The sequence below is a fragment of the Streptomyces gossypii genome, assembly GCF_025165795.1.
Lineage (GTDB): Bacteria > Actinomycetota > Actinomycetes > Streptomycetales > Streptomycetaceae > Streptomyces > Streptomyces gossypii.
In genome coordinates, this window is record NZ_JAJAGO010000001.1 from 425,600 (window position 1) to 439,987 (window position 14,388).

Below are 14,388 nucleotides of genomic sequence, written 5' to 3' on the forward strand. Positions count from 1 at the left end.
TCCGGGTGAATCGCCCGCACGCTTGCCGGTGAAAACGGCCGCCGGCCCCGCTCCGTGCGGGGCCGGCGGCCGTTTTCTGTCCTGCTCAGGCGCGGTGGCTCAGTCGACGCCCCGCCCGAGCTCCCACAGCTGCAGCACGGAGGCGGAGTTGAGGGCCCACTCGCCGCCGGTGATGTCGTCGCGTACGGCGATGTACTGCTTGCCCTGCCAGACCGGGAGCAGCGGCACCTCGTCCGCGACGATGTCCTGTGCCCGCTCGAAGTCGCCTGCGGTGGCGGCGCGGTTGGTCTCGCTGCGGGTCTCCGGGATGACGTTTTCGCGGATCTCCTTGTTCGCGTAGGCCAGCTTGAGGACGTTGTCCTTCACGAAGAAGGGCGCGATGAAGTTGTCCGGGTCCAGGAAGTCGGGGAACCAGCCGAAGCCGTAGACGTCGTAGTCGCCGTTCTGGGCTGCCGGGAGGTACTCCTTCCAGGGGACGCCCTTGATCTCCACGTCGAAGGCACCGGAGGCGTTCAGCTGCTTCTGCAGCGTCTTGAACTCCTCGGCGGTGACGGCACCGTAGTGGTCGGTCGTGTAGTGGAGGGTCAGCTTGACCGGCTTGTCGATGCCCGCCGACCGGAGGATTTCCCGTGCCGCCTTGGCGTTGGGCTCGTCGTACTCGTTGAAGAAGGAGTTCCGGTGGCCGGGGAGGCCGCTCGGGACCAGGGAGTAGAGGGCCTCGGTGGTGCGCCGGTACACATCACGGGTCAGAGCCTTGCGGTCGACCACCTGGGCCATGGCCCGCCGGATCGCCTTGTTTCCGCCGATGGCCGATTTGGTGTCGAAGACGAGGTAGCGGATCTCCTGACCGGGCGACTCGATGAGGTCGATCTTGTCCTTCTGGTCCTTTTCCAGCCGCTGCACCTGCTCCGGCGAGATGGACCGGTTCATCACGTCGATCTTGCCGCTCTTGAGCGCCTTCTCCATGGTGTCGCCGCTCTTGAACATCCGCAGCTCGATCTTCGAGTTCTTGAGGTCGAGCGTGCCCTCGTACTCCTCGTTCTTGGAGAACACCGCCTCGCCGGTCTTGGGCTCGAAGGAGTCCAGGGTGTACGGCCCGGAGCCGATGACCTTGTGGCCCTTCTTGAAGCTCTTGCGGGGGTAGCTCTCGCTGTCGAGGATCGCGGCGGCCGGGGTGGCCAGCTTGTAGGGGAAGGTGGCGTCCGGTTCCTTGAGGTGGAAGACCACCTCGCTGTCGCTGGGCGCCTCGACCTTGTCGATGTTCGCCAGCAGCGAGGCGGGACCGAGGTCGTAGCCGATGTCGAGCATGCGCTTCACCGAGAACTCGACGTCCTGGGCGGTCAGCTTGTTGCCGTTGGTGAATTTCAGGCCGTCACGCATGGTGCAGCGGTACTGTTCCCCCTGCTGGTCGGTGAACTCGCACTTCTTGGCGGCCTCCATCACCGGCTCGGTGCCGGAGCGGGGCGAGCGCAGCAGGGTCTGGAAGGTGCTGCGCATGATGTTCCAGGCAGCGGTCTCGTAGCCCGCCGCCGGGTCGAAGGGCGCCGGGGAGTCCTTCGTCACGGCGAACTGGTCCGTCGTGCCCACCACGATGGTGTCTCCGCCCGAGTCACCCCCGTCCGACCCGCCACATGCGGCGAGCAGCGGAGCGAGCAGGACTGCCATGGCAGGCAGTACCAGGGTCTTTCGATTCATCGTCGACGGTCTCCCTCGTCCGGCCAGGGGTTGTTGCAGGGGTCTTATGGCCGAGAAGAAGACATTAGTAGTTGTGCCACCGGATTCCCGAACAGGGTCCTGTAAGCGGACAATCGCGCACCGATATCACCGGTCGCTGATCCGCTATACGGACGCCGGAACGTTCCTGACGACCGGCAACCAATGCGGACACAAGGGTGCGCCTTCCACAGCGATGGACCCCTCCTCAGCACAGCGGGTGAAGCCTGTCGACACTCCCCGCGCGTGACAAAACTCACCCTATCAACTCACGGGCGATGCACGGGAATTCGGACGGAGAATGCGTCCCGTCTCCCTCGGCGCCCGCTCCCGCGGTTATCCCTGCATTCCCGGAAGCAGCAGCCCGCACCCGGAACACCCTCAGTGCTCGACCATGATCAGAGAGCGCAGAAATGCGAGATCGACCTCCTCCAGCGACTCTACGACGGTACGTCCCGCGGCAGGCTCGATGGGGCTTACGGAGGGGACCGCCACCACGCGGCAGCCCGCCGCCTCGGCGGAGACCACACCGGTCACGGTGTCCTCCAGCACGGCACAGCGCGACGGCTCGGCACCGAGCCGCGCGGCGGCCGTCAGATAGGGGTCGGGGTGCGGTTTCGTCCGCTCCAACTCGTCCCCCGCGAGGGTGAAGTGGAAGTGCTCGGCGCCCAGCGAGCGCAACATCCTGTCGATGACGGTGCGGTGTGAGGCGGAGACCAGCCCGGTCGGGATGCCGTGCGCGGCCAGTTCGGTGAGCAGGCGGCGGGCTCCGGGCATCAGCGGGACACCCAGCTCGAGCCGTTCGACGAACTTGGCGTTGAGCAGCACGGTGAGCTCGGCGAGGGTGATGTCGGCGGCGGTGGCGGCGATCAGGAAGCCCGCGCTGCGTGTCATCGGCCCGCCGACGACCACCTGGCGCCACGCCTCCTCGAGATCGTGCCCGAGAGCGGCGAACACCTCGACCTCGGCGTCCCACCAGAAGCCCTCGGTGTCGACGAGGGTGCCGTCCATGTCGAGCAGCACGGCCTGCAGCCCGGACCCGTGGGCTGTACGGGGGATCGTGGCCGGGATGGAGCTGGTCATCCGCATGCACCTCCTGAGGGACACGAAGACCGGCCACCCGTGGTCAGATCCCACGGGCGACCGGTCTTACCGGATCGACCAGTGTACGACGATCTACGGCGCGGCTCCTGTCGATATGCGCGCGCCGCCCTCAGTCACCGCACCCGCCGGTGCTCACCTCGCGTTGAAGTACTTCGCATCCGGGTGGTGCAGCACGATGGCGTCGGTGGACTGCTCCGGGTGGAGCTGGAACTCCTCCGACAGCTCGACTCCGATCCGCCCCGGCTCCAGCAGCTCCGCGATCTTGGCGCGGTCCTCCAGGTTCGGGCAGGCGCCGTAACCGAGCGAGAAGCGGGCTCCCCGGTACTTCAGGTCGAACATGTCGACGACCCTGGCCGGGTCCTGTCCGGCGAAGCCCAGCTCCGACCGGACCCGGGCGTGCCAGTACTCGGCCAGCGCCTCCGCCAGCTGTACGGACAGCCCGTGCAGCTCAAGGTAGTCGCGGTAGGAGTTGGCCTCGAAGAGCTCGGCGGTGGCCTCACCGATGCGGTTTCCGACCGTGACCACCTGGAGCGCCACCACGTCGGTCTCGCCGGTCTCCTCGGGGCGGAAGAAGTCGGCAAGGCACAGCCGGCGGCCGCGGCGCTGGCGGGGGAAGGTGAACCGCGTCCGCTCCGAGCCGTCGTCGTTGAGCAGGATCAGGTCGTCGCCCTTGGAGTGGCAGGGGAAGTACCCGTAGACGACGGCGGCTTCCAGCAGGTTCTCGGTCTGGAGCTTGTCCAGCAGGCCGCGGAGGCGCGGGCGGCCCTCCGTCTCCAACAGCTCCTCGAAGTCCGGGCCCTGGCCGTTGCGGGCCTCCTTGAGCCCCCACTGGCCCTTGAACAGCGCGCTCTCGTCCAGCCAGGACGCGTAGTCGGCCAGCTGGATGCCCTTGCTGACCCGGGTGCCCCAGAACGGCGGTTCCGGCACCGGGTTGTCGATGGCGACGTCCGAGCGCACGGAGCCGTCGTTGGGCGGCGGCTCCTCGATGATGATCTCCCGCTTGGGGACGCGGCGCTGCTTGAGCTCCGGCAGGGTGGCGCCGGGGACGCCGCGCTTGACGGCGATCAGCGCGTCCATCAGCCGCAGGCCCTCGAACGCGTCGCGTGCGTAGCGGACTTCGCCCTGGTAGACCTCGTGCAGATCCTGTTCGACGTAGGCGCGGGTGAGGGCAGCGCCGCCGAGGATGACGGGGAAGTCGGCCGCCATGCTGCGCTGGTTGAGCTCCTCGAGGTTCTCCTTCATGATCACCGTGGACTTGACGAGCAGTCCGGACATGCCGATGACGTCGGCGCGGTGTTCCTTGGCCGCGTCCAGGATCGCGGCCACCGGCTGCTTGATGCCGAGGTTGACCACGGTGTAGCCGTTGTTCGACAGGATGATGTCGACGAGGTTCTTGCCGATGTCGTGCACGTCGCCGCGGACGGTGGCCAGCACGATGGTGCCCTTGCCGTCGTCGTCCGTCTTCTCCATGTGCGGTTCCAGATAGGCCACCGCACCCTTCATGACCTCCGCGGACTGGAGCACGAACGGCAGCTGCATCTGCCCGGAGCCGAAGAGTTCGCCGACGACCTTCATGCCGGCCAGCAGGGTCTCGTTGACGATGACGAGGGCGGTCTGCGTCTGCAGCGCCTCGTCCAGGTCGGCCTCCAGCCCCTTGCGCTCGCCGTCGATGATGCGGCGCTGGAGGCGTTCGTCCAGCGGCAGTGCGAGCAGTTCCTCGGCGCGGGAGGCCTTCATCGACTTGGTGTCCACGCCCTCGAAGAGCTCCAGCAGCTTGGACAGCGGGTCGTAGCCCTCGCTGCGCCGGTCGTAGATCAGGTCGAGCGCCGTACTGACCTGCTCCTCCTCCAGCCGCGCGATGGGCAGGATCTTGGAGGCGTGCACGATCGCGGAGTCGAGGCCCGCCTTGACGCACTCGTCCAGGAAGACGGAGTTGAGGGTGACGCGGGCCGCCGGGTTCAGTCCGAAGGAGATGTTGGACAGGCCCAGGGTGGTCTGTACGTCCGGGTGGAGGCGCTTGAGCTCGCGGATGGCCTCGATGGTGTTGAGGCCGTCCTTGCGGGACTCCTCCTGGCCGGTGCAGATGGTGAAGGTCAGGCAGTCGATGAGGATGTCCGACTCGTGGACGCCCCAGTTTCCGGTGAGGTCCTCGATGAGCCGTTCGGCGATGGCGACCTTGTGCTCGACGCTGCGGGCCTGGCCCTCCTCGTCGATCGTGAGGGCGATGAGCGCGGCGCCGTGCTCGGCTGCCAGGGCGGTGACCTTGGCGAACCGCGACTCGGGCCCGTCTCCGTCCTCGTAGTTGACGGAGTTGATGACCGCGCGTCCGCCCAGCATCTCCAGCCCGGCCTCCAGCACCGGCAGTTCGGTGGAGTCCAGGACGAGCGGCAGGGTGGAGGCGGTCGCGAACCGGCTCGCCAGCTCCCGCATGTCCGCCGCACCGTCCCGGCCGACGTAGTCGACGCACAGGTCCAGCAGGTGGGCGCCCTCACGGATCTGGTCGCGGGCCATCTCCACGCAGTCGTCCCAGCGGCCCTCCAGCATGGCCGTCCGGAACTTCTTCGAGCCGTTGGCGTTGGTGCGCTCGCCGATCGCCAGGTAGGAGGTGTCCTGGCGGAACGGGACGGTCTGGTAGAGCGAGGCGGCACCGGGCTCGGGCCGGGGAGAACGCTCGGTCAGCTCCCGGCCGCGCACCCGGTCCACCAGCTGGCGCAGGTGCTCGGGTGTGGTGCCGCAGCAGCCGCCGACCAGCGAGAGGCCGTAGTCGCCGACGAAGGAGTCCTGGGCGTCGGCCAGTTCGGGCGGCGTCAGCGGATAGTGCGCGCCGTCCTTGCCCAGGACCGGCAGTCCGGCGTTGGGCATGCAGGAGATGGGCACCCTGGAGTGCTGGGCGAGATAGCGCAGGTGTTCGCTCATCTCGGCGGGCCCGGTCGCGCAGTTCAGCCCGATCATGTCGATGCCCAGCGGCTCCAGTGCCGTCAGGGCCGCGCCGATCTCGGAGCCGAGCAGCATGGTGCCGGTGGTCTCCACCGTCACCGAGCACAGCAGCGGCAGCCGGGTGCCTGTAGCCTCCAGCGCGCGGCGGGCGCCGAGCACGGCCGCCTTGGTCTGCAGCAGGTCCTGGGTGGTCTCCACCAGGAGCGCGTCGGCGCCTCCGGCGATCATGCCTTCGGCGTTCACCTGGTACGCGTCCCGCAGGGTGGCGTACGGGGCGTGGCCGAGCGTGGGGAGTTTGGTGCCGGGGCCCATGGAGCCGAGCACCCACCTGGGCCGGCCGTCGGCGGCGAACTCGTCGGCCACCTCGCGCGCGATGCGTACGCCGGCCTCGGAGAGCTCGAAGTTGCGTTCGGGGATGTCGTACTCGTTGAGGGCGGCGAAATTCGCCCCGAAGGTGTTGGTCTCCACACAGTCGACGCCGACCTCGAAGTAGGCGCGGTGCACGGAGGCCACGATGTCGGGCCGGGTGACGTTCAGGATCTCGTTGCAGCCCTCCAGCTGCTGGAAGTCCTCCAGAGTGGGGTCCTGATCCTGGAGCATCGTGCCCATCGCTCCGTCGGCGACCACCACGCGCGAGGCCAGCGCCTCGCGGAGGTCGTCTGCCCGGGCGTTCTGGGCGGCGGACTCTGTACGGGACACGGCCATGGAAATGCTCCCTGGGATGCGACGGCTGTCGGCTTTGCGCGGTCCTTGGGGAAAGCGCACCTCGCCAGGGTATCGGGCGGTGCAAGACCGGCGCGGTTGTGACGGCAACGGCGCGCGGGCGGGCCGCCGGGGCCCGTCTTCCACATGGTCGGCATGAAGCGATAGTGTTCGGCATTGTCGAATCGCACACACGGAGACGCCTGGTACCCCGCAGACCGCGTGCCGGGCAGGTGACGGAGGTTTCCTGATGGCCCGGACCATCCAGTCGCTGGAACGGGCAGCGGCGGCGCTGCGGCTGCTCGCAGGCGGTGAGCGGCGGCTGGGCCTGTCCGAGATCGCTTCCACGCTGGGCCTGGCCAAGGGCACCACACACGGGTTGATCCGCACCCTCCAGCAGGAGGGCTTCGTCGAGCAGGACGAGGCGACCGGGAAGTACACCCTGGGCGCGGAGCTGCTGCGGCTGGGCAACAGCTATCTGGACGTGCACGAGCTGCGCGCCAGGGCCCTGGTGTGGACGGACGACCTGGCGCGGTCCAGTGGCGAGAGCGTCTATCTGGGCGTGCTGCACCAGCAGGGCGTGCTGATCGTGCATCACGTCTTCCGTCCGGACGACAGCAGGCAGGTCCTGGAGGTCGGGGCCATGCAGCCGCTGCACAGCACGGCGCTGGGCAAGGTGCTCTCGGCGTACGACCCGGTGGCGCACAGCGAGGCGGCGGACGGGCGGCGGGAGGCGTTCACGGAGGCCACCCGCACCGGGCTCGGCGAGTTCGAGAAGCTGCTGGACCTGACCCGGGCGCGCGGCTGGTCGGCGGACGTGGAGGAGACCTGGGAGGGGCTCGCCTCCATCGCGGCACCCATTCACGACCGGCGCCGGATGCCGGTGGGCGCGGTCGGCATCACCGGCGCGGTGGAGCGGGTCTGCGAGGACGCCGAAGGCGAGGTCCACGCGGTGCGGGCGCGCCTGGTCGCGGCGGTGCGGGACTGCGCGCGTGCCGTGTCGCGCGACCTCGGCGCCGGCCGCTTCTAGGACAATTCGCCCTTAGTGGGCAGTTAGCCAAAATCTTCCCCGCACCCCCTTGACGGGATCGGCATAGCGGGAAAAACTGCCGTCCGGCGGTCGACATTGTCGAACACCGGACGGGAACAGGACCGCCTTTCCCTCTGGACCAAGGACAAAGGAGTCGCGGGTGTCCAGCTCCGACATCTTCATCGGCGAGGTCATCGGCACCGCGGTGCTGATCCTCCTGGGCGGTGGCGTGTGCGCCGCCGTCACTTTCAAGCGCTCGAAGGCATACCAGGGCGGATGGATCGTCGTCGCCTTCGGCTGGGGCATGGCCGTCCTCACCGGCGCCTACATCGCCGCGGGCGTCTCCGGCGCCCACCTCAACCCCGCGGTCACCATCGGCCTCGCGGTCGAGGGCGGCACGGAGTGGAGCGATGTGCCGCTCTACATACTCTCCGAGATGACCGGAGCGATCATTGGCGCGCTGCTCGTGTGGGTCGTCTACTACGGGCAGTTCTACGCGCACCTCACCGACCCCGAGATCGTCGGCGAGCCGGGCGCCCCGACGAAGTCCGTCCCCGGCGGGCAGGCCGACGGGCCGGGTCCGGTCCTCGGGGTGTTCTCCACCGCTCCCGAGATCCGCCACAGCGTGCAGAACGTCGCCACCGAGACGGTGGCCACCATCGTCCTGGTGCTCGCCATCCTCACCCAGGGCCTCAATGACTCGGGCAAGGGCCTCGGCCCGCTCGGTGTCCTGATCACCGCGCTGGTCGTCCTGGGCATCGGCCTCTCACTCGGCGGCCCGACCGGCTATGCGATCAACCCGGCCCGCGACCTCGGCCCGCGCATCGTGCACGCCGCGCTGCCGCTGCCGAACAAGGGCAGCTCCGACTGGTCGTACGCCTGGGTCCCGGTGGTCGGCCCGCTGCTCGGCGGCGCGATAGCCGGCGGCATCTACAACATCGCCTTCGCCTGAGCCCGAGGATCGCCTGACCGCCACGTCCCACGCCCCACCGCCCCTCAGATGCATCGGAGCATCCCCATGACCGACACCCACTCCACCGGCCCGTTCATCGCAGCCATCGACCAGGGCACCACCTCCAGCCGCTGCATCGTCTTCGACAAGGACGGCCGGATCGTCTCCGTCGACCAGAAGGAGCACGAGCAGATCCTCCCGAAGCCGGGCTGGGTCGAGCATGACGCCGCCGAGATCTGGACGAACGTCCAGGAGGTCGTCTCCGGTGCCCTGGAGAAGGCCGGTATCACCCGCTCGGACGTCAAGGCACTGGGTATCACCAACCAGCGCGAGACCACCCTGCTGTGGGACAAGGCAACCGGCGAGCCGGTGCACAACGCGCTGGTCTGGCAGGACACCCGCACCGACGCCCTGTGCAAGGAGCTCGGCCGCAACGTCGGCCAGGACCGCTTCCGCCGCGAGACCGGCCTGCCGCTGGCCGCGTACTTCGCCGGGCCGAAGATCCGCTGGCTGCTCGACAACGTCGAGGGGCTGCGCGAGCGCGCCGAGCGCGGCGAGCTGCTCTTCGGCACCATGGACTCCTGGGTGATCTGGAACCTCACGGGCGGCACCGAGGGCGGCGTGCACGTCACGGACGTCACCAACGCCTCGCGCACCATGCTGATGAACCTGCAGTCGCTGCAGTGGGACGCCAAGATCTGCGAGTCGATGGGCGTGCCGATGTCGGTGCTGCCCGAGATCCGCTCCTCCTCCGAGGTCTACGGCGAGGCCAAGGGCGAGCTCGCGGGCGTGCCCGTCGCCTCCGCCCTCGGTGACCAGCAGGCCGCGCTGTTCGGGCAGACCTGTTTCGCGCCGGGCGAGGCCAAGTCGACGTACGGCACCGGCACCTTCCTGCTGCTGAACACCGGCGAGGAGGCCGTCAACTCCTACAACGGGCTGCTGACGACGGTCGGTTACCAGATCGGCGACCAGAAGCCCGTCTACGCGCTGGAAGGGTCGATCGCGGTCACCGGCGCGCTGGTGCAGTGGATGCGCGACCAGATGGGGCTCATCAACAGCGCCGCCGAGATCGAGACCCTCGCCAGCTCGGTGGAGGACAACGGCGGGGCCTACTTCGTGCCCGCCTTCTCCGGCCTCTTCGCCCCCTACTGGCGCTCCGACGCCCGCGGTGTGATGGCCGGTCTCACCCGCTACGTGACCAAGGCGCACATCGCCCGCGCCGTGCTCGAGGCGACCGCCTGGCAGACCCGCGAGATCGTCGACGCCATGCAGAAGGACTCCGGTGTCGAGCTGACCTCGCTCAAGGTCGACGGCGGAATGACCTCCAACAACCTGCTGATGCAGACCATGTCGGACTTCCTGGACGCACCGGTGGTGCGCCCGCTGGTGGCCGAGACGACCTGCCTCGGCGCCGCCTACGCCGCCGGTCTGGCCGTCGGCTTCTGGCCTGACACGGAGGCGCTGCGCGTCAACTGGAAGCGCGCCGCCGAGTGGACCCCCCGTATGGAAGCGGCCCAGCGTGACCGCGAGTACAAGAACTGGCTCAAGGCCGTCGAGCGGACCATGGGCTGGATCGAAGAGGAGAACTGATCAGCATGAACACCCTGCAGAGCGTCCCCTCCCCCGGGACGCACCCGGCCGCCGGCGCCCTTCCGGGCCGCGCCGAAACCAGAGACCGGCTCGCGCAGGCGACCTACGATCTGCTGGTGATCGGCGGCGGCATCCTGGGGACTTCGGTCGCCTGGCATGCGGCGCAGTCGGGGCTGCGGGTGGCGATGGTGGACGCCGGCGACTTCGCCGGCGCCACCTCCTCCGCCTCCTCCAAGCTTGTCCACGGCGGTCTGCGTTATCTGCAGACCGGCGCGGTCAAACTCGTCGCCGAGAACCACCACGAGCGGCGGGTGCTGGCCAGGGACGTAGCCCCGCACCTGGTCAACCCGCTCACCTTCTATCTGCCCGTCTACAAGGGCGGTCCGCACGGGGCGGCCAAGCTCGGCGCCGGGGTGTTCGCCTACTCCGCGCTGTCCGCCTTCGGCGACGGTGTCGGCCGGGTGATATCGGCTTCGAAGGCCGCCGCGGACAACCCCGCCCTGCGCACGGAGAACCTGAAGGCCGCCGCGGTCTACGGCGATCACCAGATGAACGACTCCCGGATGGCCGTCATGACGGTACGGGCAGCCGTCGAATCGGGTGCGGTCGTGCTCAACCACGCCGAGGTCACCGGGCTGCGCCTCAACCGCGGCCGGGTCACCGGCGCGGAGGTGCGCGACCGGCTGGACGGCACCGAGTTCGGCGTGGACGCGCGCCTGGTCCTCAACGCGGCCGGTCCCTGGGTGGACCACCTGCGCCGGATGGAGGACCCGGGCGCGGCACCGAGCATCCGCCTCTCCAAGGGCGCGCACCTGGTGCTGAAGCGGAAGGCACCGTGGCGGGCGGCGATGGCCACCCCCGTCGACAAGTACCGCATCACCTTCGCCCTCCCCTGGGAGGACCAGCTGCTGCTGGGCACCACCGACGAGGTCTACGAGGGCGACCCCGGCGACGTCTCAGCCACCGAATCCGACATCCGGCAGATCCTGGACGAGGCGTCCCTCTCCATCCGGGACGAGCACCTGACCCGGGATCTGGTCAGCTACTCCTTCGCCGGGCTGCGGGTACTCCCCGGCGGTCCCGGTGACGTCAAGTCCGCCAAGCGCGAAACCGTGGTCACCGAGGGCCGGGGCGGCATGCTGTCGGTGGCGGGCGGCAAGTGGACGACCTACCGGCACATCGGCCGCACCGTGCTGGCGAAGCTGGCACGCACCTCCGGCGCCGCACCGGCCGGAGCGGACGGCGGGCCCGTACCGGTCGCGTCGCTGGTGCGCCGTGCTCCGCTGCCCGGCCTCTCCAACCCGGCCGCGGTGACCCACCGGCTGCTGGCCGACCGCGAGCCGGAGCCCCCGATGGATCCGCTGACGGCCCGCCAGCTTGCGACCCATTACGGTTCGCTGGCCTTCGACATCGCCCGTCTGGTCAAGCAGGACCCGGCGCTCGGGGAGCGCATCCACCCGGACGGTCCGGAGATCTGGGCACAGGTCGTCTACGCGCGCGACCACGAGTGGGCCCATACGGCGGAGGACGTGCTGCGCCGCCGGACCACCCTGACCATCCGGGGCCTGGACACCGAGGAGGTACGGGCCCGGGTCACCGCGATGCTGGACGCACGCGAGGACTGAGCGCGGCAGGCCCGTACGCCGGTACCCCCGCACCCGTACCCCCGCACCCGTACTCCCGTATGGCAGGTGATCTGCCGTACGGGAGTACGGCCGTACAAGGGGTGTGAGGGGCGGCCGGGACGGGTCGCCGGACGGTTGGAGAGCCTGCGGCGACGACTGGTGCCTGCTCCAGCGCTTGCGAGGGCTGCGGCAGGGGCAGCGTCACGCCGTAGGCTGGTGCCCGCACGGATCTGGAACGGCAGCCGGTGCGGAGTAAGACGCTCCGTTCCGGCCGGAAGGAGGCGCTGGGTGATCGAGCTCGAGGGAGTTCCCGAGCTGGTCGACCCGGTCATGGTGGCCGCGTTCGAAGGCTGGAACGACGCCGGCGACGCCGCCTCCACAGCGGTTGGCCATCTCGAACGGGAATGGAAGGGTGAGGTGTTCGCGGCGCTGGACGCCGAGGACTACTACGACTTCCAGGTAAACCGTCCGCAGATGTGGCTGGACGGCGGATCCAGGAAGGTCACCTGGCCGACGACCCGGCTCTCGGTGGTCCGGGTGGAGGACTCCGACGGCAAGGGCAGAGCAAGGGACCTCGTGCTGGTGCGCGGCATCGAGCCGAGCATGCGCTGGCGGTCCTTCTGCAACGAGGTGCTGGGCTTCGCCCACGAGCTGGGCGTGGAAATGGTGGTGATCATGGGCGCGCTGCTCGGTGACACACCCCACACCCGGCCGGTACCGGTTTCGGGCATGACCTCCGACTCCGACATGGCCCGGACCATGAATCTGGAGGAGTCTCGGTACGAGGGGCCGACGGGCATCGTCGGCATCCTCCAGGAGGCGTGCACGCACGCGGGCGTACCAGCGGTGAGCCTCTGGGCGTCCGTGCCGCACTACGTCTCGCAGCCGCCGAACCCCAAGGCGACGCTCGCCCTGCTGAACCGGCTGGAGGACTTGCTGGAGCTGCGCATCCCGCTGGGTGAGCTGCCCGAGGACGCGCGCGCCTGGCAGCTCGGTGTGGACCAGCTCGCGGCGGAGGACAGCGAGGTCGCCGAGTACGTCCAGTCGCTGGAGGAGGCGCGGGACACCGCGGAGCTGCCCGAAGCCTCCGGCGAGGCGATCGCCAAGGAGTTCGAGCGGTATCTGCGGCGGCGGGACGGCGGCCCGGGCACTCCGCCCGGGCACGCGACGGGCAGCGGCGAGAGCGGACCGTCGCCTTACCTGCGCGATACGGGCAGCGGGCGTACCCGCCCGGCCAGACCGGCAGCCGCCGAGAGCGGCACGGCGGGCACCGAAGGCGGGCAGAGCAGAGAGGGCGCCGAGAGCGGCACGGAAGAGGCTGACACCGCGGAGTCCAGCAGCCGGAAACCGGAGTCCTCACCGGAACCGTCCGAGGAGCAGGACGACTCGGGCGAGAAGGACTGACGGAGGCGCCGTACGGCCGCCGGCCCGGCCCGGACCCCACTGGCGGGGTCCGGGCCGGGCCGGCGGCACGTCACACCGGTAGCACGTCGGACCAGCTCACAGCGCCACGCCCAGCAGCGCGTCGACCGCGCGCGAAACCAGACCGGGCGCCCCCTCGTCCGTACCGCCGCCTTCCTGCTGGGTCACTGCCCAGCGGTCCACGGCGGCCAGCGCGGCCGGTGCGTCCAGATCGTCGGCCAGTGCGGCGCGGATCTCCTCGACGACCGCGTCGGCCGGCGGCCCGTCGGGGCGGGATACGGCGGCGCGCCAGCGGGCGAGGCGCGCGGTGGCCTCCTCGAGCACCGCTTCGGTGTACTCCCAGTCGGCGCGGTAGTGGTGCGCCAGCAGTGCGAGCCGGATGGCGGCAGGATCGGTGCCCGCACGTCTGAGCGTGGACACGAACACCAGGTTGCCCTGGGACTTGGACATCTTCTTGCCGTCCAGCCCGACCATGCCCGCGTGGACGTAGGTCTGGGCGAACGGGTGCTCGCCGGTGAGTGCCTGGGCGTGCGAGGCGCCCATCTCGTGGTGCGGGAAGATGAGGTCGGAGCCGCCGCCCTGGATGTCGAAGCCCATCCCCAGGTGTTCGAGGGCGATAGCGACACACTCGATGTGCCAGCCGGGGCGTCCCCGGCCGAGCGACCCGCCGTCCCAGCTCGGCTCGCCGGGGCGTGCCGCGGTCCAGAGCATCGGGTCGAGCGGGTTCTTCTTTCCGGGGCGCTCCGGATCGCCGCCGCGCTCACCGGAGAGGAGGCGCATCGTTTCCGCATCGAGGCCGGACACTCCGCCGAAATGCCCGTCGGACTCGACGGAGAAGTAGACGTCGCCTTCGAGTTCGTAGGCCGCGCCCATGTCGCGCAGCCTCTCGACCATCGGGACGATGGCCGGAATGGACTCCACGGCGCCGATGAAGTGCCGGGGCGGAATCATCCGCAGCGCGGTCATGTCCTCGCGGAAGAGGGCGGTCTCCCGTTCGGCGAGGGCCGTCCAGTCCTCGCCGGTCTCGACGGCGCGTTCCAGCAGTGGATCGTCGACGTCGGTGACGTTCTGTATGTAGAGAACCTGGTGCTGGTTGTCCAGCCAGACCCGCTGTACGAGGTCGAAGGCGTTGTAGGTCGCCGCGTGTCCCAGATGGGTGGCGTCATAGGGGGTGATGCCACAGACGTAGAGGCGGGCTTCGGGACCGGTGCTTACGGTCACCGGCCCTCCGGTCGCGGTGTCGTGAATCCTGAGGTCGCGGCCTTGACCAGGCAGAGCGGGGACCTCGGAAGCGGGCCAGGCATACATGCCTT

At 69.4% G+C, this 14,388-nt stretch carries 9 protein-coding genes; 5 read left to right on the plus strand and 4 right to left on the minus strand.

What is annotated here, in order from left to right:
• Nucleotides 1–99: 99 nt before the first annotated feature.
• From LHJ74_RS01990 to metH, 3 genes are all read right to left on the minus strand, one after another.
• Nucleotides 100–1,695 (minus strand): ABC transporter substrate-binding protein, encoded by a 1,596-nt coding sequence (locus tag LHJ74_RS01990; RefSeq protein WP_260215640.1) that lies wholly within the window; start codon nt 1,693–1,695, stop codon nt 100–102.
• A gap of 399 nt (nt 1,696–2,094) precedes the next feature.
• Nucleotides 2,095–2,796, minus strand: a complete 702-nt coding sequence (locus LHJ74_RS01995; protein WP_260215641.1) for an HAD family hydrolase — start codon at nt 2,794–2,796, stop codon at nt 2,095–2,097.
• A gap of 153 nt (nt 2,797–2,949) precedes the next feature.
• Nucleotides 2,950–6,459: a methionine synthase gene (gene metH, locus LHJ74_RS02000; protein WP_260215642.1), complete on the minus strand. Its 3,510-nt coding sequence runs from the start codon at nt 6,457–6,459 to the stop codon at nt 2,950–2,952.
• Between the two features lie 247 nt (nt 6,460–6,706).
• Between metH and LHJ74_RS02005 the strand changes: the two genes are divergently transcribed.
• The 5 genes from LHJ74_RS02005 to LHJ74_RS02025 all read left to right on the plus strand — a co-directional run bounded on the left by LHJ74_RS02005 (nt 6,707) and on the right by LHJ74_RS02025 (nt 13,057).
• The gene (locus LHJ74_RS02005) at nt 6,707–7,486 is read left to right on the plus strand and encodes an IclR family transcriptional regulator (RefSeq protein ID WP_260215643.1); all 780 of its coding nucleotides are present in this window, start codon (nt 6,707–6,709) and stop codon (nt 7,484–7,486) included.
• Between the two features lie 160 nt (nt 7,487–7,646).
• Nucleotides 7,647–8,438, plus strand: a complete 792-nt coding sequence (locus tag LHJ74_RS02010; protein ID WP_260215644.1) for an MIP/aquaporin family protein — start codon at nt 7,647–7,649, stop codon at nt 8,436–8,438.
• A 66-nt stretch (nt 8,439–8,504) separates the two neighbouring features.
• Nucleotides 8,505–10,028: a glycerol kinase GlpK gene (gene glpK, locus LHJ74_RS02015; protein WP_260215647.1), complete on the plus strand. Its 1,524-nt coding sequence runs from the start codon at nt 8,505–8,507 to the stop codon at nt 10,026–10,028.
• 5 nt (nt 10,029–10,033) lie between these two features.
• A complete protein-coding gene (locus LHJ74_RS02020; protein WP_260215648.1) occupies nt 10,034–11,653 on the plus strand; it encodes a glycerol-3-phosphate dehydrogenase/oxidase in 1,620 nt (539 codons plus the stop codon).
• 288 nt (nt 11,654–11,941) lie between these two features.
• On the plus strand, nt 11,942–13,057 hold the full coding sequence (locus tag LHJ74_RS02025; RefSeq protein ID WP_260215649.1) for a PAC2 family protein: 1,116 nt from the start codon (nt 11,942–11,944) through the stop codon (nt 13,055–13,057).
• Nucleotides 13,058–13,153: 96 nt separating this feature from the next.
• Here the strand turns inward: LHJ74_RS02025 and mshC are convergent, their stop codons facing one another.
• The gene (mshC, locus tag LHJ74_RS02030; protein ID WP_260215651.1) at nt 13,154–14,383 is read right to left on the minus strand and encodes a cysteine--1-D-myo-inosityl 2-amino-2-deoxy-alpha-D-glucopyranoside ligase; all 1,230 of its coding nucleotides are present in this window, start codon (nt 14,381–14,383) and stop codon (nt 13,154–13,156) included.
• Between the last annotated feature and the right edge of the window lie 5 nt (nt 14,384–14,388).

Coding starts and splice junctions, on each gene's coding strand:
- LHJ74_RS01990 (WP_260215640.1), bottom strand. CDS start 1,695: ATGAATCGAAAGACCCTGGTACTGCCTGCCATGGCAGTCCTGCTCGCT.
- LHJ74_RS01995 (WP_260215641.1), bottom strand. CDS start 2,796: ATGACCAGCTCCATCCCGGCCACGATCCCCCGTACAGCCCACGGGTCC.
- metH (WP_260215642.1), bottom strand. CDS start 6,459: ATGGCCGTGTCCCGTACAGAGTCCGCCGCCCAGAACGCCCGGGCAGAC.
- LHJ74_RS02005 (WP_260215643.1), top strand. CDS start 6,707: ATGGCCCGGACCATCCAGTCGCTGGAACGGGCAGCGGCGGCGCTGCGG.
- glpK (WP_260215647.1), top strand. CDS start 8,505: ATGACCGACACCCACTCCACCGGCCCGTTCATCGCAGCCATCGACCAG.
- LHJ74_RS02020 (WP_260215648.1), top strand. CDS start 10,034: ATGAACACCCTGCAGAGCGTCCCCTCCCCCGGGACGCACCCGGCCGCC.
- mshC (WP_260215651.1), bottom strand. CDS start 14,383: ATGTATGCCTGGCCCGCTTCCGAGGTCCCCGCTCTGCCTGGTCAAGGC.